Consider the following 24,407-nt stretch of genomic DNA (forward strand, 5'->3'; position numbering starts at 1 on the left):
ACGGCACGCCATTGCAACCTTAATGTCGATAGGCATTAAGGTTTTCTTTTATCGGCATACTGAGTAAGTTCTTTAGCATTATTTTGCTTAACTCGCTATGACACTTCCACGTCAGACTCAAGTGAAGCATAATGTGGTAGCTGATTGACGGTTGATTGTCCGACGTCAATATGAGGATAAGTTGAACGCACAGCATTCAAAATTAAAGTAGCAGGCACATCTTCGAACGTACCGTGATCTTTCACATATTCCATATGCTTACTACCGTCTTGAGTATGAGAATGAAATACAGAGTCTGACGTGCCGTCAAACTCCAGCGGGACAACACCAAATTTTTCACATAAGTCTTTATTAAAAACAGGGGTACATTTAACCCACCGTTCATTCAAATACACTTCGGCGTATCCATGCATGACAAAAAGATCAGTGCCTAACCAGTCTAACAATTTTTGGCTTGATAGGTGATTTCGTACATTGGCTAATCCAAGACGAGCCGGAACACCAATTGCTCTGCACGCCGCCACCATTAACGCTGCCTTGGGTATACAGTAGGCACCCTCTGATACATCGCGGGAAAGGTCGCCTCTATCAGCGGCGAAACTGGCGTACAGAGTAGCCTCACCTTCTACAAAGGTGTAAGGGTTATAGCGAATTTGATCTCTAATTCTATAATAAAGGGCCACGACGCGCTCGGTAATATTGGTTTCGGGTAAACCTATAACCCATTTCTGCACGCTGTCATGTTCAACATTAATATATTTGCCGGATGTAAGAAATTGCTCAGGCGTGGCAATATGTGTTTTTGTCATGTAATTAAGAAAATTGACTCATCGGAGGAGTTAACTCTATCACGAATAAATGATTGAATGAACGTTCTGTGGTTGAGGTTTAAAAGTTTGAATTTGTATAGAAATACAACATCAATACTGTTTACGTTTCGCCGAAACGCGTATAGTGGCACACCACGCTAAGAGGCGTAGGTTTTTTCTTTCGTTATTATAGCATTCAAAGCAGTCGCAATCGGATGGGCGGATATACTCTTGAAAAGACGATTACTTATTTTTTCATTTTTAATGTTAATTTCTCAGTTACACCTAGTGCATGCCAAGGGGCAAAAAGACCCCTCACTGGGCGTTCACGGAATGGTGGTGTTTGCCGTTGGTGACCAACTAATCGCCTCACATTTACCTTTAGTAAATTCTAAACATGCTCATCAAGTGCTGTTAGCAATGCGATTAGATTCACCGCAACATGAAAACGTATTAAAGCTCACCTCTATGCAAAAGCTTATTACGTTAGAACCAGAAATCTTTTCGCTGACGGCGCTTCGTCAAGGAACATTGACTTCCTTTGAGGGGCGGCTGGTAGACGGGCATTTTGAACGAGGCGGTAAAACACTTTTTAATCCAATTACCATTCACGTTGAAGAGATATTACTCGATCAGCATGTACATGCCCACCCGCATGCTGGCGCTAATGGCAGTTACTATTTTGTACCTGTGTCGAAGGGACATGGATTGCTGATACATAGAATTGGTAAGCTTCCAAGCTTTGATCAAATTGTGAGCGTGATAGACCGTCGAAGTGTAAAGCGAAATCAAGTAAGCACCCTTAAACTGAACAAGGGCATCCCGCTTACACGTGCAAATGCAACTTTATATCTTGAATCTCAGCAGCTGCAATTAAACACATTGCACTATTTAGAATTTGAAGACTTTCTGCAATAAAGCGAAAGGAATAAGGTGCGATTGCGCTTTAGAGAAGTGAATCGGGGCGCAAGCTGTGCCCCGAAGCAAGTAAATAGTCGCACTAGTTTTTTGAAGTCGGTGTTCGATTTGTTTCTAGAAGGGTTATAAGGCTAGAGGTATCCCAGCGTCCGCCACCAATTGCTTGAACTTGACTATAAAACTGATCGACAAGAGCAGTGAGGGGAATATGTGCACCGTTATTGCGAGCCTCATTCAAAACGATGCCTAAATCTTTGCGCATCCAATCGACAGCAAAACCAAAATCAAACTTGTTGTCTATCATGGTATGCGCGCGATTATCCATTTGCCAAGATTGTGCAGCGCCTTTAGAGATCACATCTACGACATCATTTGCATTAAGTCCGCTTGCTTGAGCAAAATGAAGGGCTTCCGATAAACCCTGTACAATACCGGCAATGCAAATTTGATTGCACATCTTGCTTAGTTGCCCTGCGCCAACGTCGCCGAGGTGCTTTTGCATTTTCGCGTAGGTCGAAATAACGCTGCTGACATTGGTATAATGTTCTGTCTTACCGCCAATCATTATCGTTAAAGCACCATTCTCAGCGCCAGCTTGTCCACCAGAAACAGGTGCATCCAAAAAACCTATCTTTTTTGCTTCGGCAGCGTCTGCAAGCGTGCGTGCGATATTGGCAGATGTTGTGGTGTGATCCACAAAAATGGAGCCTGGCGTCATGGTGGAAAAAGCGCCATCTTTACCCAGCGTTACCGTGCTCAGGTCGTCGTCGTTTCCAACGCAAGCAAAAACGATGTCGGCATTCTTTGCAGCATTAGCTGGTGTAGTAGCGGCTTGACCACCGAACTCATTTACCCATTTTTCAGCTTTACTGGCGGTGCGGTTATAAACAGTCACTGTATAGCCTGCTTTCGCTAAATGCCCAGCCATGGGATATCCCATAACGCCCAAACCGATAAATGCAACGTGTTTAGCCATAGTTATTCCTTCTAAATATAGCGAAAAAGAATCATGTAGAACTCAGGCATCGTATAATGCCATCAGGTGCTTCTAATCGCCAGAGTTGTTAACGCCAAGTGCTTGTAAAAGCGGAAGAATAGCGTGTTTAAGCGTGGACATATCATTGACTGATTGCGCGTTATTCATTATGTGATTTATGTCGTTTAAGTTGCTTTGAATGGCAGAAATGATACCGGTTGCTTCTCGTCTGATTTGAGTGAGGTCTCCGGCTATAGAGGAGGGGGCTTGCATGTCTTCATCATTTTCGTCTCGTTCATTCGATATTGTGGAGGACACTAACCGTGTGGATTCCGCCGCTGATGTTTCATGCTGACTGTCTTGTAACGCAGCAACATTTGCGTTGACCGAGGTAGCGAGGCCTTCTAATTGCTTAACAGTTGCGTGAATGTGCTGTGTGCTTGTTTGTGTTTGCATTGCTAAAGCTGCCACTTCTTCAGCAACAATAGCAAAACCGCGTCCTGTTTCACCTGCTCTGGCAGCCTCTATTGCGGCATTTAGCGCAAGAAGATTTGTTTTTTCTGCTATTCCGTCAATGTCTTGTAGTGCCGCGATAATGTTTGAGGTATTTGTTTGCAGTGAGTCAACACTCTCTAACAATTGGTTCATCGTATTTGAAAGATGATGGGCTGTCTGGTTGTCAGCACGTTGGCCTGAATCAAATGGCGAAGAACTCGTTAAACCATTGGGTGACGTCTCCGAAGTGGCAAGTGAAGATACCGATGATTCAACCAAATCAAGTTCGGTATCTAACATCGATTGTAGGTGTTGAAGATTATTTTCCATTAGTTGTATGGTTGTTAGAAAATTTTCTTGTATTTCGCGATGTCGTTGGCTAGATGCGCGTGCAGAGGATTCAACTTCGTTGAGCGTGTCTCTTAGCGTTTGAATGTGGGGCGTTAACTTATGTATTTGAGAATGAATGGTGTCGGCGGCTTCGCATTCGCCATGGCGGGGAAAGTGATGAAGTGATAAGACCGATGTATGATCAGAAAAATATTCAGACATACTTTTTAATTCAGCGTCTGCTCGAGACACGCGATAATGCTGTTCACTTAATACGGAAAACATCACGCCACCCAAAATAAGTATGACCAAATCACCCAACAGGGTTGTCCAGCTAGGGTTCAATGTATAGACAAACACCCCCATATACGAAAAAGTGTAAGCAAGCACCGTCAGGCAGATTGCGAATATGAAGGAAATTCCTGTCACGCGCCGGTCATTCAATAATACCGTGCTTGCTGAAACGAGAACGGGGAGGGCGTGGGTAAATCCTAGGCCTTTTGATTGATAAATTAGGGTGAATGCACAAAGGTTTAAGCAAATCATGATGACGTAACGAGTAAGCTCTGCACCAGGATTGCTTCTGGAAAATAAGGTACTTATTAGCGCAAATGGAAAAAGCACAAAAACAGGTGGGCCCCATGTGTCAGTGACAAACGCTAACACTAAACCAACAATGAATAGACCCCATAACATCCCTATTAGGGGGATTTCAGCGCGTTGTTGTGCTTCAAATATGAAGCAATCAAGTGTATTTCGCTCTGTCGTCATGCTAAGAGTCTGATTTATATTTATTTGATTAGCATAGCGTTATGTGAGCGGACTACCAAATTTCAGGCGGTTTATCTGCTGTTTTTCATTTCTGACTTCGTCAAAGAGTAAATCACTAACATATTGGCGATAAACCAAAGGTCCTTAATGACAAACTGTCCAACGCCCGTTAATACGGTGTCAGCACTCAACGCATTTGGCATAGAGAACAAAAATGTTTGCGTCGTAATAAATACCGCGAAACAGGCAGCAAAAGCAGTAAAAAATAAAATACGGTTAGAAAGGTAAATACCCACCATTAAGGCGAATGCAAACACAATATCGTACACGCCAATGAGGTAAGAAGTTGTCATGATGTCGAAGAGGTCATACAGCCAAGACATAAACGGTGAGCTACTTATCAGAGGCGCAATGGCTTCTGCTTCTAAGCGAAGAAATTTCATTCCCCCTATCCATACTAGCACCATGACAACAGGAGCTACATTTAGCCAAATCAATTGTCTATTACTGAAGTGTTGCTTATAAAAAAGAAATAAAAGCAGTGGGATTAAAGCGGCATATTTGATGATGCCCTGGCCCGAGCCAATGACGGGAAATCCGCCTTCAGCGGCTATCCAGCGCGACGCACTTAATAAACTTAACAGTGGAATAATGGCAATGAATAACCCACTTATCACTGCGATAGTTTGCATCGCATGGTGCCGCTTTGAGAAGCACACTGTAACAGCAAATAACACGAAAACGGCTCCAATAATTTTTTCAGCGCCGATGATTATGGTATGTAGCTGATAAAACTCTAGTAACGTTGAGACTGCCTTGGTATTCGCACCAAAAAAGAATGACAGCCCAAGCAATGTGGTGCTTATACCTACCAATACTTTAATGACTCGTTCTGTAGATTGCATTGTACCTATTAACTCGTTTTAGATGTGACGTGCATGACTAGACCGGACAATGCTGCAAAAAAATTCACACTATCTGCTTGGCGATATGAGTCGACTTATCTACGCTTAACTACGTAGTGTAGGGCATTTCAATATACCTGTAGACCGAGGAGTAATGTATGGAAGATAAATCTTCAAAAAAGCCGCATCAATCTGATGAATATAAGCGTAAACATCATCAAGATGCGCACAATACCCCAAAAGATCAATCGCGAAGAGAGGCCGAAATTGATTCTCGCACCCGCAAAGAAGACCGCACAGGTGGCAGTAATTGGGAAGACGGGCAAAGATAATTGTTTTTAGAAAGACAAAAGGCTTGCCAAGTGGCAAGCCTTTTTTATTGGTGGAGCTGGGGAGAGTCGAACTCCCGTCCAGAAAGCGTCAACCATCGGTACTACATGCTTAGTTTGTCTTCTATTTAACTACTTGGAACTCCGACAAACAGGATTTCCTTGTAGCTGGCCTGATACTACTTCGCGGTTCACCCTCAGACAAGGTTCCCTCGCTAGTCTATTAGTATGACCTTCCGAACCTTCACGAATAGACAACGGCTGAAGTGGAAGGGCCTATACCGGTTATTAAGCGGCTAGTGCGTAGTTTTCGTCGTTTGCGACTATTTTAAAAGCGGTTTTTTTAAGAGGCCAACCGCAACCTCTGCATGCACCTCAAGCCTCATGAATCCTGTCGAATCCAAAATCAGCCCCGAGAAAATTTTCTCAGCGGTAACCACAGATAAACTGGATATCCCCGAAAGTGTTTAACATCGCCATGGTAAAGCATTTTTTGTGTTATTGGAAGATGAAGCGTTCTAACTGGTTAAAAAGTGAGTGTGGTAAAAATTGTGGTAAAAGACGAATTACATAAATCGTCCGCTTGTCGCAATAGTATATTCATGCAATAGTTGTTTCTGTCGCCAATACAAGGAGTTAGGTATGCGAACGATATACTCACAAGTCATCAGTTCAAACGAAGTCATCAGCCAAAGCATCAATAATAGTCAAGGGCAAAGAGGACTGCTGTCTCAGATAATTTTGGGTCAGATCCGAAACCTGCTTGAAGGGGTGGCAGTTTACATCCACCAAAATGATCCCAATCTCTGCTTTGACTACCACATGGTCAATCCCGCACTTCAGTATGTAGGCTCAAGGGCTAAGTATCGAATAGTCTCTCAATTCCATGCGCTTACTCAAAAGAGTACTTCTCATTACAGTCTTGACGGTGATAACTCAGAGAGACTTATGCTGAAATACTACGAATACCTTTATCGCCTGAGGAGTCTGGTTCGAAATGAATTAGGGGTCACTATTTTAGAAAACTTAGAGGTGTTCCCCATCGATCTAGATCCATCCTTAAGAGAGTATCATCAGAAGATAGCCGATAGAATAAGGCAGACGAATGCGATTGGACAAGATGCTACAAAGGAACGTTACTACATTCATAAAACCAAACCATTCTTCAATAACGGTGAAGTCTTTTATGAGGTTACATTTTATCCTGCACAGAACAAGGTAAACAAATTCGATAGGATTATCGGGTTTACCAAAATAGACATTGCCGATAAATACGCAGCAGAGCTCACGGTGCAACGCTCAGCAATTGATGTGCTTGGCTTTAACATGCCTATTTTACTAATTCTTAGGTGGGAAGTATCTATTCGGCCATGTGAATTAGATAACTATGCTCGTTTACTTGGTTTTAATATTAAAACCAGCACTACTTGGAATGAATATACTTACCTGATGCAGTGCCTAACTGAATCTTTCGATAGTCTACTTGATATCGTTGATATGTCAGATGAAGGATATGCGGCATACCGAGAAGTTGCCGTCATGAACGTAGTAAGCCCTAGAATATTTCCGGTGCTGGATAAAACCCGAGCGCTGATTAAAGCTAATTGCCGCGGAAGTAACGTGCTTAGGTATCTTCTGTTGCATATGAACAATAGAATATTGAAACAACAGTATAACCAAGACGGTTGCTACATTTTATCTGACCTAATGTTACATTTTGGGTGCATACCATTTGATGATATGCCGTTTTGTTCATCTTTGCCGGGGCATAACCCACGTATTGGTGATCTATTTGAATGTTTGGACGCCTCAACTCGATTACATGAAGTTTTGGCTAGACGAATTAAGAATAATATTGAGCGAGAAGGTAATTTATATACCCCTGTTGGTGAACTAGAGGAGCTAGGAAACATTCTAGAGCTCTCTCAGAAATACAATAGAAAAGTCCATAGAACGCACACAGATCGGCATTTGGTGCATGACAAAGGACACTTATTTATTACGGGCTATGAAAATGACACTGTTAAAATTATTGAAAAATTAATTAGCTGTGCTGACGGTGGGCTTAGAGGATATGAGCCCTTTGTTACAGAATGGTTAGGTGAAACACCATTTCAAATTGATGATCAAGCTAAACTCAGTGCGATCGAAAAGCTTTTTTCAGAATCCAAGGTTGCCCTTATTTACGGTGCGGCAGGAACAGGCAAATCCACCATGCTGAGCCACCTAGCTCATATGTTCAATGACAGGTCGAAATTATTTTTAGCTCATACCAATCCTGCGACCGATAATCTAAAGCGGAAGATTTCAGCGCAGAATTCGGAGTTCAGCACCATCAGAAGTCATTTGTCAAATGGTGTGGGTCTCCAACATTATGATTTATTGGTTATTGATGAGTGCAGCACAGTCTGTAATACCGATATCCTAAATGTAATTGAAAAAACTCCATTTGAATTACTGGTATTGGTTGGTGACATATACCAGATAGAATCTATCCAGTTTGGTAATTGGTTTGAAATTATTAAGGACTTCGTCCCCAATACGGCAGTATTTGAACTTAATACTCCATATCGGACCACTAACGAGTCATTACTGGCATTTTGGGACAAAGTACGTCAGTGTGAGGATGATATTGCAGAGTCAATAGCCAGAAATGGTTATTCTGCTGTTTTAGACAACACTCTCTTTCAATCAATGGCTCGGGATGAAATTATACTGTGTCTTAACTACGATGGTTTATATGGAATTAACAATGTAAATCGCTTTCTGCAAGCAGGCAACCCTAACCCTGAAGTAAGATGGCGGGCAAATAGTTTTAAAGTAAACGATCCAGTACTATTTACTGACTCCGAACGTTTCAGGCCTGTGATTTTCAATAATCTTAAAGGTTGGATTAAGCATATCGAAAAGGCTCCGGGGTGGATACAGTTTGATATTAAGTTAGATCGACCGTTAACTGAATTAGATGTAATGGCGTGTCACGAATTGGAGTGGATGGGGGATTCTACCGTAAGGTTAGTCGTTTTCGATTACGATCCAAACACTAGTGATGAAGATGACGAGTCTTCTACAACTATAATACCGTTTCAAGTTGCTTACGCCGTTTCTATCCATAAAGCTCAGGGTTTAGAGTACGATTCAGTTAAGATTGTAATCACTGACGCCAACGAGGACGACATATCTCACTCTATTTTTTACACCGCTGTTACTAGAGCGAGGGAGTCACTTAAAATATTCTGGACGCCAGAGACTCAACAACACGTATTAAATAAGCTTAAAAGAGGGAATAGAGCTAGGGACGTACACCTAATTAGAAATCGTCGTTTAATGCCGAGATAGTTGATCTTTTCTCAAGTGAATAATTAGAGGTATAGGCTATTGATTGAGTCTCTTTGGTGTTTCCATTAAACCTACTGACAGAGGCAATTAGTCTGTACCCTAGCTTTCGGCGTGTCAGGATATAATGAGGCTCTTTAGGTTCATCGTCAAACATAGTGTCAGCTTCCCCTAATATGAAACAGACTTAATTGGAGTTTTCTGCAATGATTAATGCAGGAGACCACAATGAAAAAATCACGTTTACCGAATCACAGATCATCGCAGTTCTAAAAGAAGTCGATTCTGGAATGAAGATAGATGATGTGTGCCGAACACATGGGATAAGCAACGCAACGTATTACAACTGGAAGTCCAAGTACGGTGGTATGGAAGCGTCTGATGTTAAGCGACTAAAAGAACTTGAAGAAGAAAATGCCAAGCTGAAAAAGATGTATGCCGATGTCAGCCTGGAAAACCGTGCAATTAAGGAGCTCTTTGCAAAAAAGGGCTGGTGACAGCAGAGAAACGCGATTGCGCCAAGATACTTATTGAGTCCGGGATGAGCATACTAAAAGCCTGTCTGTTTGTTGAGATTGGCCGTTCAACTTTCTACCGACCCACACGAGATTGGCGCAAAGTAGATTCTGCTGTCATTGATGCAATTAATGCGGAGATAAAAAAATTGCCACGAGCTGGTTTCTGGAAGTGTTTTGGTCGTATGCGATTTAAAGGCTTCACGTTCAACCACAAGCGTGTGTATCGTGTGTATTGTCAGATGGGCCTGAACCTGAAACGCAGAGCAAAACGAGTGCTGCCCAAACGCATTGCGCAGCCGCTAACGGTGCTTAAGAAAGTGAATCATCAGTGGGTCTTGGATTTTATGCATGACACGCTTTACTGCGGTAAGCGGCTCAGAACGCTTAACATCGTTGACGAAGGTACGCGAGAATGCCTCGCTATCGAAGAGGATACGTCATTACCTGCAGACCGTGTTGTGCGAACATTGGAGCAATTAAAAGCTGAGCGAGGATTACCTAATCAGATCCGCGTCGATAACGGTCCGGAGCCGATATCAGCATGTTTAACTGATTGGTGCGAAGAACAAAAGGTAAAATTGGTGTATGTCCAACCGGGTAAACCACAGCAAAACGGCTTTATTGAGAGATTTAACGGTTCATTCAGACTAGAGTTCTTGGATGTATATCTGTTTGAAAGCATCACTCAAGTCAGAGAGATGTCTTGGTTCTGGCGGCTGGATTACAACGAAGAAAGAACGCATGAAAGCTTAGGTAATCTACCACCGGCAGCTTAACCTCTACTTTTAACTTCGGTTAAAAATGGGGGGATTACCGTCAGTTCGAGCAAATCCATGTGGATAGAACTGCTCCCCGCTTTTAAAACGGTTAAGGCAGTTTGCATAGTACTCGTGGCATTCTTCTTTCATTCGCCATAAATCGGCGACCTTAGGTGTGTGATTCATAGAGATCGTTTCAATATACTATGACTCTATGAACAAAGAAATTAAACAGCGTTTACAGTGGATTAAGCTTTACGAAGAGACCAATGATGCGGGCCTAGTTTGTCGTCGGTGTGGAATATCTAGGCCCACTCTTCGAAAGTGGTACAAGCGATACAAAGAGAAAGGACTGGACGGTCTACAGGACGTTTCTAGACGCCCGCACAGCTCCCCGAACACTAAAATTAATAATCGAATTGAAGAGTGGATTCTCAAACTCAGAAAAGATAGAAAACTTGGTGCCAGAAGAATTCAAAATGAGCTTCTTCGCGAGCATAATTTTCAGCTATCGCTTGCTTCAATTCACAAAGTGCTGACCAAACATGAAGTAAAACCAATAGTTTTTCAGCGGAAGAAAAAAGACTTCATTCGATACCAAAGGCCGATTCCAGGTGACCGAGTTCAGATGGATACATGCAAAATCGCCCCCGGGATTTATCAATATACTGCTGTTGACGATTGCTCTAGATATCGCGTGTTAGACGTTTTTAAACGCAGAACAGCAGCGAATACTCTAACCTTCATCGATAAGGTAATAGAAGAAATGCCATTCCCGATACAGCGAGTCCAAACTGATCGCGGAACGGAGTTTTTTGCCGAGAAAGTACAGCTCAAATTGATGGAGCATGGCATTAAATTTCGCCCCAATAAGCCAGGCTCACCTCACTTAAACGGCAAAGTTGAAAGGTCACAAAGAACTGACAAAGAAGAGTTTTATTCGACCGTTAATTTGGATTTGGAAGAACTCAAAAATGAAACGTTACCTGAGTGGCAGCATTACTACAATTGGCAACGCGCTCACGGCTCATTCAAAGGTAAAGCTCCAATGGATGTAGTATGTGAACGCCTTGAAAAAACACCGCTTTGGGAGGACGTTCACGCTAACTACGAAACTGAAAATGAGCGTATTCAGCTATCGAATTATCAGCGTGATCTTCAACTGCGGAAAGTGAAATGATGTCTATGAATCACACACCTTAGGTGAGTTGTATATTTTGATTGGAGATGTATTCATATCGGGAGAATACTCTGACTTACAACTCTGTCAAAAAACACCTAACAATCAACCCTGCATATTATTCCTCGCAGGATTTTATTCATTCTGCGGTCTTGCCGAGACTTAGCTATCCTGCGATATATTGCAGAAAACAGCTCATTTTCAAACTAACTATGATAGTGAGTAGAGACTCATTCATTTGTTGTCGCGAAGAGCAGATAGAACTGTTAGGTCCCTCTGTCTATAGGTCTAAAGAGTATTGCGATTTGGCTAGTTGTTTCGATATTGGATTTTCAACCTCGTACTCTTTGAGAAATGAACTACCTGCATAATCTTCTGTAAAAAGCCAATCTTCAATCATTGCTTTTCCTCCCCACATTACGAGCCATCGACTAAACTCAAATAGGTTTGTAATAACGTAGATTGGTTCTCCATTTTCTCTATGTCGAGCGTGTACTCGTTTTGCATCAACATCGTTTGAAGGTCTTCTTATTTCTTGCCTAGGCGTCTCCCCATGGGCTACCCATATACTCATTAATGGTCTCGGCTTTATGAAGTCTGGACATATCGTTAAAGGCCACTTCGGTTTGTCGGATTTCAAATCTGGCATTAGCGATATTGGACAATCAAAGTAATAATATCTCTTCTTATCGGTACTTTCAGGAATGCGCTCAAGTGCTTCTATGCGCATATCATCTTCAAGTATTGAATCAAATGATGTTCTTTGCGCTTTACACCATTTATCGAAGTCATGACTAGAAGAAAATCCAAGCTTACTCAATCTTGAGACTCTCGAGCGCATATATCCGTTACTGCTTGCCTTATTATCACTTTTAGCAAGTTGCTTTATTTCATTTACAAGGTTCTTCAGTACTTGGTAATGAGGGATATGTTGAAGGTTCATATTTAGTTTTCCTAATGTTTAATCCAGATTGGGTCGCTCAATTCAAGATGTCATTAAAAAAACAAATATAGGTAGATTGGACAGTTGATTTCTCAAATCTTTGCCATTGCGACCGGCGCACTCACTGTCAAATGCAAGACGAAAAATAATCAATTTTTTTAACAAGGTCAAGCAGTTCGAAATAAATCAACTTACGTATGCTATCTAGATATCCATTCAATGAGGTAGAATGCTGAGTGTTACGATATAAAAGTAAGGATGATTTTTGAATGAGTAATACCAACTGGCCGTTCTATTTTTCGTTGGAAGCTGACGTTATCAATCTGTCTAGATACATAGAATTCGATAGAAAAAATTTCGGGGTCTATTCTATCGAATTACTGCGAATTCTTTTGTCAACTTGTTCTGAGATAGATGTTGTTTTAAAACAAATATGTGCTCAGCTAGACGAGAATAGCAAAGCTAATAATATTGCCCAATATCAAAAGCTTATATGTAAAGATATCGATGGTTTTGAAGAACAGCACGTTGTCTGTTCTAGGTTTAATTTATCTTTTCAGCCTTGGAACAGTTGGGTAGACAAAAAGTCTCCTGAGTGGTGGCGCAGTTACAATGAGGTAAAGCATAACCGAGATGAACATTACTCTAAAGCATCGCTTCAAAATGTGCTTGAGTCACTATCAGCGCTATATCTGGTAAACATGTATAATGTTTTTTTGAAGCTAAACTCAACAAGCCCAGGCTTTTATTTCACTGTAGGGAACGCCGTGCCTCATGCGCCAATTCAGCAAGATCTTTTTAGGCTGAATGACATCATGGCTTACATGATGGAGTAATCTAAAGTGAATGCCCCAACATATCTATGTGATTTAGGTTAGCTATCATCAATGAGGTAGCCCATGAGGTTTGCTTTCCAAATATCGTAATTAGGTACATCGTTTAACACTGGAAAAGATAAATGATCTAACTGGTCAAAAATTTCATTAACATCGTAGCCGCCGAAGTAATCAGATGTCACGCCAAGTTCCTGCTTAACGGAGTGTCCAACATACTGTTTAACAACATCGAATCTAGCTACACCTTTTCTTGCTCTAGTAATAAAGGTATGCCGTAAACTGTACGCTGATTTTCTTCTGCCAAGTTGGTCTCGTTTGTCTATCTTGGCCTCAGCCATTAATACATAGTTAAACCATGTTGTGTAAGCAGGGGAGTAGTAGAAACCTCTTGGCTTAACCTCGCTAAAAAGCTTTGATGTCTCAGCTTGTTCCGCTTTTTTCTGTCTAATATATTCATCGAAACCTTTGTCCATTACGATGGTGGGCATAGGTATTGGTCTAATACTACCTGTGTTCTTAATGTGTTGGTCATCGCCTCTATCGCTTGTACATAACACCCAAGTATTTATAGTTCGATCAAATTCCCAATTTCGAAGCTCTGACTGGAACAGCTCATTTGGCCTAGCCCCCGTAGTGCGTAATATTATGCTTCCCCAGTACTGGTGATCTTCCCGTACAACAGGAAGGCCATCCTTGATAGAACGCTTTAAATACAATTTTCGGTTAAACAACTCATCTTCATCTAAGTTGGTGAAATAAGTGCGCTTAGTCGCTTTACCGTTTTTGCGGATCTTAATATTGTCGCATGGGTTTACGAGTTCCAAAGATTTGGCTAGCGGTTCGTCGCTATCCTCGACCTGTTCGACAACCCAATCGAAGAACTGCCTTAGTCTTTGCCTATGCTTGACCTTATTCTCGTAGGTTTGAAGTTTCTCCTCGGTAGGCTTTAATTCTAATAACTCTTGAATGCTCTTTCGTGCATGATACTTTTTACGTGCTTTAGGAGTCTTAGCGAAGTAATCGAACAGTAGCTGGATATCTTGCTCTGTATACAAATTTACAGGTTTGTTACCTACAAAGAAAATCAACTCATTGAAGGTTTGAATGAATTTGTTTTTACGATCTTCAGAACATGGCTTTCCATCATCGGGATTTCGCCATTCTTCAAGAAACGTGTCCATCATTTCTGTTAACTTAGGGAGTTCAAGCTGTGTAAATGCTATAGGATGAGCTGTGGCTTTCTGAGCTTCAAAGTTTGCAAGCGACTATTGATACTTCATTTGAGCTTCGATATCACCTGCATTACGTGCGCCAGCGAACTTGAGCATCGCGAATTCGATCCCCATAACTTTTTGCTTTAATAGCTCAAGCTCCTTACTGTTAGGCTCAAAATTAACGTTGTTTTCTCGTATGAAGTCCGGACATCGCTGGTCAATCGCTAACTTTAGATGGCTAATATCCATTTCTGTTCTATCAAAAGCTGTCGACAAAAGATCATTAGGATAGGCAGCCGATACCAATGACGGTATCAACTCCTCACTAAGTGATCTTTCAACTTGTCGTTCTACAGCTCTAAACAATTTTAAAGTCGCTTCTTTTAACCATGCCGAATTAGTTTCCAGAGGCCTTGCTAACAACGATTTAAAAATGGATGCAGCAATGGCAGCTCTGCCTTTGTCGCGCGTTCCTAAGCTAAAACAAATTTCGCTCCTGTCGAAACTCAAATGCTTTGGAAGGCGAGCTCGGACATAGTAAATAGAATTGACCTTTCTTAAAGCGGTCATGCTTTGTCTTTACTTATGCGCAAAATAAAGAGCTTGGATGGTTTTGACATTGCATTAAATGCAATGACCAATAACGAAAAATAGGCCGTTTAGAAGCTATAGATAGATTGTTCATTTTTCCTCCAAGAGTTAGGAGGGGAGTCAGTGTGGTAAATATTGTGGTAAAAAGTGAGTGTTTTTCACACAAGGCTTAATTTTATTGGTGTTTACTGCATGGTGTAAACTCTAAATCAGCCCCGAATAAGGTGTTTAGTGACGCCATCATATCATGAAAAATATAAGTCTGTGAATGAGATACTGAGAATATTCGTTTTGATTGCTGAATAACTAAGCGATGGGTCATGTTTGCTTAAGTCATAAATCATGCTATAAAAAATACACCCGGTGACAGCGTTGTCATTTATTTAACTGTGCAGTATTTCAAACATGATGGCGTTAAAAATGTAGCGTTATATAGCGTTTAGCAGTGATTTTGTTATCCAACGTAAAGTGAATAAGGATGTCAGGTATGGATGAGAAGAGCGCAGTTGGAAAAGAACATAATGTTAGCAAACGTTGGGTATTTTTAGATGCGCTACGCGGGTTTGATATGGTTTGGATTTTGGGTGCTGATAAACTGTTTTTCGGCGTATTCTTAACGACCAATTGGACGATATTTCATGCCTTAGATCGTCAAATGACGCATAGTGAATGGCACGGTGTCACTGCCTATGATTTGATATTTCCTTTGTTTATCTTTTTGTCAGGCGTCACTATCGGGCTAGTGTCACGGCAATTGGCTGGCGACAAACGAAAAAACACAAGTGCCATTTTAACTGCAACACGCCGTCTGGCGCTGCTTGTTATTCTTGGCATTATGTATAACCACGGTTGGGGGAGTGGCATACCTACAAATCCTTCTGACATTCGCTATGCAAGCGTATTAGCGCGAATTGGTATTACTTGGTATGTGACAGCATGTTTATTTTGGGTTCTTCCCATACGCGCTATTGTCGTTTTCGCCATGTGTTTATTAGCCATTAACGGATGGTTTCATTTATTTCTGCCTGTGCCGGATCTCGGCTCCCCCTCGGTAACGCCATTACATAGTTGGAATAGGTGGCTCGATATGCAAGTATTGCCAGGCGTGGCTTATCAGGGTAAAACACCTGATCCTGAAGGTGTGATGTCTACATTCCCTGCAATTGCGACATGCATAGCAGGATTATGGTTGGGCACACGCATCCGCTGTTGGCAGAGGCAGCCAGATCATCGACAGATTACGTACATTGTCGTAATGAACTTGGGGTTAATAGTGGCAGCTTACGTGCTCCATCCTTACTATCCAATGAACAAAACTTTGTGGACATCCACCTTTGGAATATTAAGCATCGGAGTCAGCACACTTATCACATTGCTGTTCTACTGGATTATAGAAGTCAAGGGAAGCCGAAGAATCGGCGTTGTATTTGCTGTTATTGGTTGCAATGCGTTGTTTATTTATCTTGCTACTAGTCTCGTGAGTTGGCAGTACTTGATTGATAGTCTTTTTGGCCACGCTTTGCAGCTCGTTCCGAAACAGCATCAATTGCTTATCTCAGTTATTTTACTCGTTTCTGTACAGTGGTTGGTGCTACACGCCATGTTTAAACGGTGTTGGCTGGTCAACGTGTAGTCTCAAGTCATCTCAACCATAGTTCCGTTTTGGCTTAAGCGGTGCTTTTACGGCAATTTTTACGTCAGACTCGGCCAGCAGACTGCCAAACTCTTCTGATGACATGCATTGACCACTCGACCATAGATCATTGAGGCGATGAATGAAGCCAGCCAGACGATTTCGATTGTCGGTCAGTTGACGAATAACTTCATCACTTTCTTCGAGCTTAGTAGTGAGCCTGTCCATAATAGCGAGATGATCAACGTCCTCACACCCACCCATTAATTCAGGTAATTCTTGTAAAGAGAACCCCAATCCTTGGCAAAATCGTATGAGATTAATTTGATCAAGGGCGCGTTCATCATAATCTCGATAACCACTTGCTAGCCTTTTAGCGGGAGGCAACAAACCAGATTGCTCATAAAACCGAATGGTACTTGTGGGTATGCCGCTGAGTTTTGCTAATTCACCAATACGCATAATTTCTTCCTTACTGCACTTTTCATTTCATTGAAAAAGAGGGTTGACCTTAAACTTTACTTTAAGGTTAGAGTAACACAAAACATCAACTTAATGAGAACGAATATGTCATCAGATGCATTTCAGCCAATCAGTTTTAAAAGTGGCCTAACAGTAAAAAATAGAATGGTTAAAGCAGCGATGGAAGAAAATCTTGCTACCGCTGAACAAACACCAGGAAAAACCCTGAGAACCTTGTATGAGGCCTGGTCAAAAGGTGGAGTGGGGTTAATTATTACAGGCAATGTGATGGTGGACCATCTTGCTATGACTGGCCCAGGCGGTGTTGTACTAGAAAAAAATACCGATTTGCAGGCGTTTAGTCAGTGGGCAAAGTCTGCTAAACATGAAGGTACGCGCGCTATTATGCAGATTAACCACCCTGGCAGACAAGTATTTAAAAAAATGGGAGGAAAAGTGCTATCTCCTTCCGATGTAGCGCTGAATATGGGCAAACATTCAGGGTTATTTGGGCAACCTAAACCGATGACCGAGGCGGAAATTCAAGATGTGATTGACCGTTTTACACATACGGCAGTGCAGGCAAAACTCGCTGGGTTTGATGGTGTACAGGTGCACGCCGCCCACGGATATCTGATTTCTCAATTTTTATCGCCACTGGTTAACAAACGTCAAGATGCGTGGGGTGGTTCGTTAGAAAATCGAGCAAAACTTTTACTGGCCGTTGTCGATAGCATTATCGAAGCCTGCGGTAGCGATTTTAGTGTGTCAGTGAAACTAAACTCCGCCGATTTTCAGCGTGGCGGATTTGCTGAAGAAGATGCCCAGCAAGTGGTTTCTTTATTGGCTCAGCGCCATGTCGATTTTGTTGAGCTTTCGGGCGGGAGCTACGAAGCACCCGCGATGCAAGGGCGCACGGCAGACCAGCGCACGCTTGACCGAGAGGCTTACTTCTTAGAATTTGCTGAAGTCATTGCCAATAAAACATCATTGCCAATTATGACGACAGGTGGGATCACAAAATTAAAGACAGTAGAGCGTGTGCTGGCTAGCGGAGTTGCAATGGTCGGAATGGCAAGCGCGTTGGCGAGTAGGCCAGATTTACCTAATCGTTGGAAATCTGCGCCTGAAACCTTGGGGAGTATTCCTCGCGTTAACTGGCAAGATAAAACGCTCAGTGGGCTTGCTGTTATGGCGATGGTTAAGCGCCAGCTAAGGCAAATGGGGAAGGGCAAAACACCAAAGTTGAATCTTAATCCAGCGTTTACGCTGTTTACTGAGCAATTACGTTCTGCCTCGCTAACTAAGCGCTACAGAAAACGATATGCAAACCAAGTCAAATAGATAAAGGTTTCAAAATAAGGCAGTGAGTCACTGCCTTATTTGAGTGTAGTCATTTTACCCTTTGTGTTTGAGCATGCGTTCTTTTTGGCGTGCCCAGTCTCGGTCTTTTACTGCGTCACGTTTATCGTGGGCTTGCTTGCCTTTAGCCAAATAGATTTCTAGCTTTACCCAGCATTGCTTCCAATACATCGCGGTAGCCACAATCGAAAAGCCTTGGCGTTCTCTCGCACCAATCAGACGATCAATTTCACGCTTTTTAAGTAACAGCTTACGAGGCCGAGTTGGATCACAGACCACGTGCGATGATGCTTGGTTAAGAGGGTTGATTGTCGCATTTAATAGAAATGCTTCGCCATTTTTTAGGTGCACGTAAGTGTCAGACAAATTGACCTTGCCTGCACGGATACTTTTTACTTCCCAGCCTTGTAACTCTAAACCAGCCTCAAGTTTGTCCTGAAGGTGAAACTCGTGGCGGGCTTTTTTGTTCAATGCAATCGTATTGCTATTGCTGGATTTTGACTTCTTCTTGCTCATGGCGGCGTAGTATACCAGCAATGTTGACTTTGAAAATCAAAATTTCTCAGATTGAACAGAAGCTTGTAAATCGTGTTACACTTTGCTGCTGTTTAATGAGTTTTTCTAGATGGGAGAGTCGATGCCGCAAATTAGCCGTAATGCGCTGGTTGCGTTTAGTGCTGAGTCAATGTTTGACTTGGTTAACGATATTGCCGCTTATCCTCAATTTTTACCCGGATGCGCTGATGCTAACGTTGAGTCTGAAAATGAACACGAAATGCGAGCTTCGTTGCTGATTGCTAGAGCAGGCGTTAAGCAGTGGTTCACTACGCACAATACACTTGAGCGTGGGAAGTTTATTCACATGAAGTTGGTGGATGGTCCGTTTACACATCTATCTGGAGGCTGGACATTCACGCCACTGGCAGAAGATGCGTGTAAAATAGAATTAAGCCTAGAATTCGAATTTTCCAGTAAATTGGCTGAAATGGCTTTTGGACGAATCTTTAATAGTATTGCTACCAATATGGTGTCGGCGTTTACGCAGCGAGCGAAAGAGGTCTATCTATGACAGAAAAGCAGATTTCAATTGAGGTGGCATATGCGCGGCCTGAAAAGCAGAGTTTATTGGAAGTTGTGGTTGAATCGGGTGCGACAGTGGAAGACGTAATATCTGCCTCGGGTATTATGAAACGTTACACAGAAATTGATCTAACTAAAAACAAAGTGGGTATTTGGAATCGCACATGTAAGTTAAGTGATATTCCAAAAGAAGGCGACAGAATTGAAATATACAGACCGTTGATTGCCGATCCGAAAGAAGTACGTCGTCGCAGAGCGGAAAAAGCAAAATTAGAAGGACGCGCAGATAAGGTAACGGGTGGAAGACCCAAATCCTTAGGGTGACATAGCATCGAGCCTTGTAGAGAACAAAGAGCGCGTCTAAGCTAAACCAATCTTATGGTGAGCAGGCTAACAAAACAGTGAAAACGCCTCCTATTCCGAAAAATGAAACCGCCCGCTTACAAGCGCTCTATCGTTTGCACATTCTCGATACGCCGCAAGAGCAACGTTTCGATAAAATCACCGAGCAAGCCCAGCGCTTTTTCCAAGTGCCGGTGGCCGTGATTTCCTTTATCGACGAACATCGACAGTGGTTTAAGTCAAAAATTGGAATAGACAATACTGAAACACCGCGAGATATTGCATTTTGTGCACATACCATTGTGCACGACGATGTCCTTTATGTGCCTGATGCGCAATTACATGAGGCATTTAAGCGTAACCCGCAAGTGATCGAGCCTCCGCATATTAGAACCTACATGGGCGCTCCCATTACGGCCCCTACTGGAGAAAAAATTGGTTCGCTGTGTGTGGTTGATATGATTCCTCGTGTCTTTGTAGACAGTGACAAGGAAGTATTGATGGAGCTGGCTCGTATTGTCGAAGCCGAACTCCATAGTGATGAAAGCTAATTCACATTTTTAATAACGTAGATCAGCTGTCAAAAGGCATATGTGCAACGCTAACCGTCCGCTAAAGCGTTAATATTTTCTCCGCTGTAATCCGGTCTGTGACAGGATTTTTGCCGACATTTCTTCAATTGAGAACTTGGTGCTGTTAAGAAACGGTATTTTTTCTTTTCGATACAGGTTTTCAACCTCTCTTAATTCCATGCGGCACTGTTGCATTGACGCATAGCGGCTATTTGCTCTGCGCTCAGAACGAATTTGATGTAAACGCTCTGCATTAATAGTCAGGCCGAATAATTTGTCTTTGAACCGCCTCAACATAGGCGGCAGTTTTAACACATCGCCCATGTCTTCTTCGGTAAATGGGTAGTTGGCAGCTTTTATTCCATATTGCAGCGCAAGATAAAGGCTAGTTGGCGTTTTGCCTGAACGTGACACACCAACCAGAATAATGTCTGCTTCATGATAGTTTTTCAGGTTCGAACCATCGTCATTTGCCAGCGCAAAATTTACCGCCTCGATCCGAATGTCGTACGTGGTTTCATGGATGCTATGGGTACGGTGTTTTTCTGGCTTACTGGGAACACCAAGCACTTTTTCGAGGGGCGCAACAAATTGATCAAGAAAGTTGTAGTTGATGCCTACCGATTGGGCAATAATTTTACGCACATCACTATTCACGATAGTATAAAACACGAGAGGACGCTCTCCCGTTTCTTGAAAACTTTCATAGATTTTTCTGTTCACCTCGTGAGCCTGTTCTTCAGTTTCAACAAAGGGAAGGGTGATATGATCAAATTCTACCGTGAAAAGCGACAGTAACGCGTGGCCAAACACTTCTGCAGTGATGGCTGTACCGTCGGAAATATAAAACGAAGTCCGCACAACAATTCCTTAACAATGTCGTAAATTTATTACAGAAAGAAATAAAATTTTACTTTTTTATTACCGTCATTTTAAAATTCTTAGCGCAAAATGTCAGTGGGCAGTAAAACGCTATATCTAAAGTACTTCGCCTCCGACGAATTTGCACCGAAAACTTTTACTGCAGATTGGTAATGCGCCCAGATCGGCAACACATTGATTAACCTCTTTTTGGAGAATGAGATAGTGCAAGAACATGTACTTTGGTATCAGAATTTAGGCATGGACGATGTTGGCAGAGTGGGCGGAAAAAACGCGTCGTTAGGTGAGATGATTTCAAACCTGGCAAATGCAGGCGTGCAAGTTCCAGGCGGCTTTGCTACAACCGCGAGTGCCTTCAATGAATTTCTTGAGCAAAGTGGTTTGGAAAAACGTATCCATGATGCACTAGACGCACTGGATGTAGACGACGTAGAAGCGTTAGCCAAAACCGGTGATGAGATCCGTACTTGGATTATCGACACTCCCTTTACTCCCGCACTGGAAAGTGCCATAAAAGATGCATTTGAAACACTACAGGCTGATGCCGGTAGTGACGCATCGTTTGCCGTGAGATCGTCAGCCACAGCAGAAGATATGCCTGACGCATCGTTTGCAGGGCAGCAAGAAACATTTTTGAATGTAAAAGGTTACGACGCCGTATTGGTAGCCATAAAGCACGTTTTTGCTTCGCTATTTAACGACCGTGCAATTTCTTACCGTGTACACCAGGGCTATGATCATAAGGGCGTAGCGTTGTCTGCTGGTGTTCAGCGCATGGTACGCAGCGACTGCGCATCATCTGGTGTTATGTTCACCATCGATACCGAATCAGGTTTTGAAGACGTTGTATTTATCACATCTTCTTTTGGTTTGGGTGAAATGGTCGTGCAAGGTGCGGTAAACCCTGATGAATTTTATGTGCACAAACCAACGTTGAATAAATCTCTTCCGGCGATTGTACGCCGAAATCTTGGTAGCAAGTTAACCAAGATGATTTACTCTTCTGACACCAGCCATGGTAAGCAGGTTGAAATCGTAGATATCGATAGCCAAGACAGCAAACGTTTTTCTCTTAGTGACGATGAAGTCATGGAATTGGCGAAACAAGCACAAATTATTGAGAAGCATTATCAGCGTCCTATGGATATCGAATGGGCAAAAGATGGGCTTGATGGCAAGCTTTACATTGTTCAGGCACGTCCCGAGACAGTACGTAGCCGCGAAGACATGCAGGTGATTGAAAGCTTCCGCCTGAAGGATTCGGGTAAAGTCGTGTGCGAAGGGCGCGCGATTGGCCACAAGATTGGAGCTGGCACAGCGAAAGTGTTGGGCTCGATTGACGAAATGTCAAAAATTCAACCAGGCGATGTGCTGGTAACCGATATGACGGACCCTGATTGGGAACCGATCATGAAGAAGGCTTCTGCTATTGTCACAAACCGAGGTGGTCGTACGTGTCACGCAGCCATTATTGCGCGTGAGTTAGGTATTCCAGCCGTTGTTGGCTGTGGTAATGCCACTAGCTCTATTGCAACTGGCGATAAGGTCACGGTGTCATGTGCAGAGGGTGACACAGGTTATATATACAGCGATAATCTTGACTTTGAAGTGGTGACATCACGCATCGATTCTATGCCAGAAGTACCACTTAAGGTTATGATGAACGTGGGTAACCCTGACCGCGCATTTGATTTCGCTCGCTTGCCTCATGAAGGTGTCGGGCTTGCTCGTCTAGAGTTCATCATTAACCGCATGATTGGTGTACACCCTAAGGCGTTGTTGAATTTTGATGAACAGCCAGATGAGCTGAAAGAAGAAATTAACGACATCATTGCGGGTTACGAATCGCCAAGAGAGTTCTACATTCAAAAGCTTGTTGAAGGTATTTCAACAATCGGTGCAGCATTTTCGCCTAAGCGCGTGATCGTGCGCATGTCTGACTTTAAATCGAATGAGTACTTTAACTTGGTAGGTGGCTACCAATATGAGCCAGACGAAGAAAACCCAATGCTCGGCTTCCGTGGCGCAAGTCGTTATATCTCTGAAGATTTCAGAGAGTGTTTTGCGCTTGAATGTGAAGCGATAAAACGTGTTCGCAATACGATGGGCCTGACTAATGTCGAAATTATGATCCCATTCGTGAGAACCCTTGAGGAAGGACGTAAGGTTATTGAGCTTTTAGCCGAAGAGGGCTTAAAGCAAGGTGAAAATGGCTTGCGTGTAATTATGATGTGCGAGCTGCCTTCAAACGCGTTATTGGCGGATGAATTCCTAGAAATCTTTGATGGATTCTCGATAGGCTCGAACGATATGACCCAGCTAACTCTTGGTCTAGATCGCGATTCAGGTTTAATCGCGCACCTATTCGACGAGCGTGACCCTGCGGTGAAAGCAATGCTGGCGATGGCGATTAAAGCCGCGAAAGCGAAAGGCAAATACGTTGGAATCTGTGGGCAAGGCCCATCTGACCATGAAGATTTGGCTGCATGGCTAGTAGAGCAAGGTATAGACAGTGTGTCTTTAAACCCTGATACCGTGGTTGAAACGTGGTTATACCTTGGCGAAAAACACGGTAATTAATGTGTTGATTAGCTAAAAAAAGCGCCACCAGGCGCTTTTTTTGTATTTGATGAACCGTGCTAAATGGCGCTTAGCCATTTGGTTGAATGTTTTGTTGCCACAGTCAGATCCTGTTAGTTGACAGGAGTGAGCGAGTATTAAAAATAGGCGTATCAAGGAACACGTAACGGGAATTTACATTGACGAAAATGATAATGGGGTGTCTCGCTCATGTACTTGCCAGAGATTAAAAGCGACGATACTTCCATTTGAGCATTGTGGAGTCTAGTCGGCGGGCGCTCTTACTCATCATATTCTGACAGCGCTGTAGCCATACTCGTGCGATGGGAACATCGAAACTAAGCATAAATAACCCAAACAGCAATACAAACATTGAGCCTGGTAAAATAAATAGAATAACGCCAAATAACACACACAATGTGCCTAAGGTGATCCGAGCGTGTTTTTTCATACGTACATGATGTTAAGTAATGATTCGTGGCAGTATAACAGCCTATTCTCATAGATAGATGGTCTGAGTTGTTACAATTCGTAAAAATTAGACCATGTAAGCGCTGGTGAAATAGGGGCATGCTTGGGTATACT

23 protein-coding genes and 1 other RNA gene are annotated in these 24,407 nt (G+C 42.6%); 12 read left to right on the forward strand and 12 right to left on the reverse strand.

Annotation, left to right across the window (positions count from 1 at the left end):
• Positions 1-95 precede the first annotated feature (95 nt).
• Positions 96-809 (reverse strand): transglutaminase-like domain-containing protein, encoded by a 714-nt coding sequence (locus OE749_RS04085; RefSeq protein WP_263711081.1) that lies wholly within the window; start codon positions 807-809, stop codon positions 96-98.
• Positions 810-1,040: 231 nt separating this feature from the next.
• On the opposite strand from OE749_RS04085, the gene OE749_RS04090 reads away from it, so the two are divergent.
• Positions 1,041-1,727, forward strand: coding sequence for a hypothetical protein (locus OE749_RS04090; RefSeq protein WP_263711082.1), 687 nt, complete (start codon positions 1,041-1,043; stop codon positions 1,725-1,727).
• Between the two features lie 82 nt (positions 1,728-1,809).
• Here OE749_RS04090 and OE749_RS04095 read toward each other — a convergent pair whose 3' ends face one another.
• The 3 genes from OE749_RS04095 to OE749_RS04105 form a co-directional block, all read right to left on the reverse strand.
• Positions 1,810-2,703 carry an NAD(P)-dependent oxidoreductase gene (locus OE749_RS04095; protein WP_263711083.1) on the reverse strand — a complete coding sequence of 298 codons (894 nt, stop codon included), beginning with the start codon at positions 2,701-2,703 and terminating at the stop codon, positions 1,810-1,812.
• Between the two features lie 72 nt (positions 2,704-2,775).
• A complete protein-coding gene (locus OE749_RS04100) occupies positions 2,776-4,299 on the reverse strand; it encodes a methyl-accepting chemotaxis protein (protein ID WP_263711084.1) in 1,524 nt (507 codons plus the stop codon).
• Between the two features lie 71 nt (positions 4,300-4,370).
• Complete coding sequence (locus tag OE749_RS04105; protein WP_263711085.1) at positions 4,371-5,204, reverse strand: YkgB family protein; 834 nt, start codon at positions 5,202-5,204, stop codon at positions 4,371-4,373.
• 158 nt (positions 5,205-5,362) lie between these two features.
• Here OE749_RS04105 and OE749_RS04110 point away from each other — a divergent pair, with 158 nt between their 5' ends.
• Positions 5,363-5,536, forward strand: a complete 174-nt coding sequence (locus tag OE749_RS04110) for a hypothetical protein (protein WP_263711086.1) — start codon at positions 5,363-5,365, stop codon at positions 5,534-5,536.
• 48 nt (positions 5,537-5,584) lie between these two features.
• Here the strand turns inward: OE749_RS04110 and ssrA are convergent.
• Positions 5,585-5,947: a transfer-messenger RNA gene (gene ssrA / locus OE749_RS04115) on the reverse strand.
• Positions 5,948-6,175: 228 nt separating this feature from the next.
• Here ssrA and OE749_RS04120 point away from each other — a divergent pair.
• From OE749_RS04120 to OE749_RS04130, 3 genes are all read left to right on the forward strand, one after another.
• Positions 6,176-8,872 (forward strand): ATP-dependent DNA helicase, encoded by a 2,697-nt coding sequence (locus OE749_RS04120; RefSeq protein WP_263711087.1) that lies wholly within the window; start codon positions 6,176-6,178, stop codon positions 8,870-8,872.
• A 203-nt stretch (positions 8,873-9,075) separates the two neighbouring features.
• Positions 9,076-10,163, forward strand: a protein-coding gene (locus tag OE749_RS04125) for an IS3 family transposase (RefSeq protein ID WP_404828124.1) whose coding sequence is annotated in 2 segments (ribosomal slippage) — positions 9,076-9,346 and positions 9,346-10,163 — 1,089 coding nt in all. Because the reading frame shifts where the segments join, the coding sequence is not laid out codon by codon here.
• A gap of 196 nt (positions 10,164-10,359) precedes the next feature.
• On the forward strand, positions 10,360-11,325 hold the full coding sequence (locus OE749_RS04130; RefSeq protein WP_263711089.1) for an IS481 family transposase: 966 nt from the start codon (positions 10,360-10,362) through the stop codon (positions 11,323-11,325).
• Positions 11,326-11,605: 280 nt separating this feature from the next.
• On the opposite strand, the gene OE749_RS04135 is transcribed toward OE749_RS04130, so the two are convergent.
• Positions 11,606-12,268, reverse strand: a complete 663-nt coding sequence (locus tag OE749_RS04135; RefSeq protein ID WP_263711090.1) for a hypothetical protein — start codon at positions 12,266-12,268, stop codon at positions 11,606-11,608.
• A 269-nt stretch (positions 12,269-12,537) separates the two neighbouring features.
• On the opposite strand from OE749_RS04135, the gene OE749_RS04140 reads away from it, so the two are divergent.
• Entirely contained in the window at positions 12,538-13,104 is a 567-nt protein-coding gene (locus OE749_RS04140) for a hypothetical protein (protein WP_263711091.1), read from the forward strand.
• Positions 13,105-13,142: 38 nt separating this feature from the next.
• On the opposite strand, the gene OE749_RS04145 is transcribed toward OE749_RS04140, so the two are convergent.
• Positions 13,143-14,288 (reverse strand): site-specific integrase, encoded by a 1,146-nt coding sequence (locus OE749_RS04145; RefSeq protein WP_263711092.1) that lies wholly within the window; start codon positions 14,286-14,288, stop codon positions 13,143-13,145.
• 81 nt (positions 14,289-14,369) lie between these two features.
• Complete coding sequence (locus OE749_RS04150; protein WP_263711093.1) at positions 14,370-14,888, reverse strand: DUF6538 domain-containing protein; 519 nt, start codon at positions 14,886-14,888, stop codon at positions 14,370-14,372.
• A gap of 508 nt (positions 14,889-15,396) precedes the next feature.
• On the opposite strand from OE749_RS04150, the gene OE749_RS04155 reads away from it, so the two are divergent.
• The gene (locus tag OE749_RS04155; protein ID WP_263711094.1) at positions 15,397-16,542 is read left to right on the forward strand and encodes an acyltransferase family protein; all 1,146 of its coding nucleotides are present in this window, start codon (positions 15,397-15,399) and stop codon (positions 16,540-16,542) included.
• A 12-nt stretch (positions 16,543-16,554) separates the two neighbouring features.
• On the opposite strand, the gene OE749_RS04160 is transcribed toward OE749_RS04155, so the two are convergent.
• Entirely contained in the window at positions 16,555-17,004 is a 450-nt protein-coding gene (locus OE749_RS04160; protein ID WP_263711095.1) for a MerR family transcriptional regulator, read from the reverse strand.
• A 105-nt stretch (positions 17,005-17,109) separates the two neighbouring features.
• On the opposite strand from OE749_RS04160, the gene OE749_RS04165 reads away from it, so the two are divergent.
• Positions 17,110-18,348, forward strand: a complete 1,239-nt coding sequence (locus OE749_RS04165; RefSeq protein WP_263711096.1) for an NADH:flavin oxidoreductase/NADH oxidase family protein — start codon at positions 17,110-17,112, stop codon at positions 18,346-18,348.
• Between the two features lie 54 nt (positions 18,349-18,402).
• Here the strand turns inward: OE749_RS04165 and smpB are convergent, their stop codons facing one another.
• Complete coding sequence (gene smpB, locus OE749_RS04170; RefSeq protein WP_263711097.1) at positions 18,403-18,882, reverse strand: SsrA-binding protein SmpB; 480 nt, start codon at positions 18,880-18,882, stop codon at positions 18,403-18,405.
• Positions 18,883-19,003: 121 nt separating this feature from the next.
• On the opposite strand from smpB, the gene OE749_RS04175 reads away from it, so the two are divergent.
• The 3 genes from OE749_RS04175 (at position 19,004) to OE749_RS04185 (ending at position 20,339) form a co-directional block, all read left to right on the forward strand.
• On the forward strand, positions 19,004-19,435 hold the full coding sequence (locus tag OE749_RS04175; RefSeq protein ID WP_263711098.1) for a type II toxin-antitoxin system RatA family toxin: 432 nt from the start codon (positions 19,004-19,006) through the stop codon (positions 19,433-19,435).
• Complete coding sequence (locus OE749_RS04180) at positions 19,432-19,770, forward strand: RnfH family protein (protein WP_263711099.1); 339 nt, start codon at positions 19,432-19,434, stop codon at positions 19,768-19,770. The genes OE749_RS04175 and OE749_RS04180 overlap by 4 nt, the downstream gene beginning before the upstream one ends.
• A gap of 77 nt (positions 19,771-19,847) precedes the next feature.
• Positions 19,848-20,339, forward strand: a complete 492-nt coding sequence (locus tag OE749_RS04185) for a GAF domain-containing protein (protein ID WP_263711100.1) — start codon at positions 19,848-19,850, stop codon at positions 20,337-20,339.
• Positions 20,340-20,408: 69 nt separating this feature from the next.
• Here the strand turns inward: OE749_RS04185 and ppsR are convergent, their stop codons facing one another.
• Positions 20,409-21,221, reverse strand: coding sequence for a posphoenolpyruvate synthetase regulatory kinase/phosphorylase PpsR (ppsR, locus tag OE749_RS04190; protein WP_263711101.1), 813 nt, complete (start codon positions 21,219-21,221; stop codon positions 20,409-20,411).
• 225 nt (positions 21,222-21,446) lie between these two features.
• On the opposite strand from ppsR, the gene ppsA reads away from it, so the two are divergent.
• The gene (ppsA, locus tag OE749_RS04195) at positions 21,447-23,822 is read left to right on the forward strand and encodes a phosphoenolpyruvate synthase (RefSeq protein WP_263711103.1); all 2,376 of its coding nucleotides are present in this window, start codon (positions 21,447-21,449) and stop codon (positions 23,820-23,822) included.
• Positions 23,823-24,048: 226 nt separating this feature from the next.
• On the opposite strand, the gene OE749_RS04200 is transcribed toward ppsA, so the two are convergent.
• The gene (locus OE749_RS04200) at positions 24,049-24,273 is read right to left on the reverse strand and encodes a PGPGW domain-containing protein (protein WP_263711104.1); all 225 of its coding nucleotides are present in this window, start codon (positions 24,271-24,273) and stop codon (positions 24,049-24,051) included.
• Positions 24,274-24,407 lie beyond the last annotated feature (134 nt).

It is taken from the genome of Fluctibacter corallii (assembly GCF_025751585.1).
GTDB classification, from domain to species: domain Bacteria; phylum Pseudomonadota; class Gammaproteobacteria; order Enterobacterales; family Alteromonadaceae; genus Fluctibacter_A; species Fluctibacter_A corallii.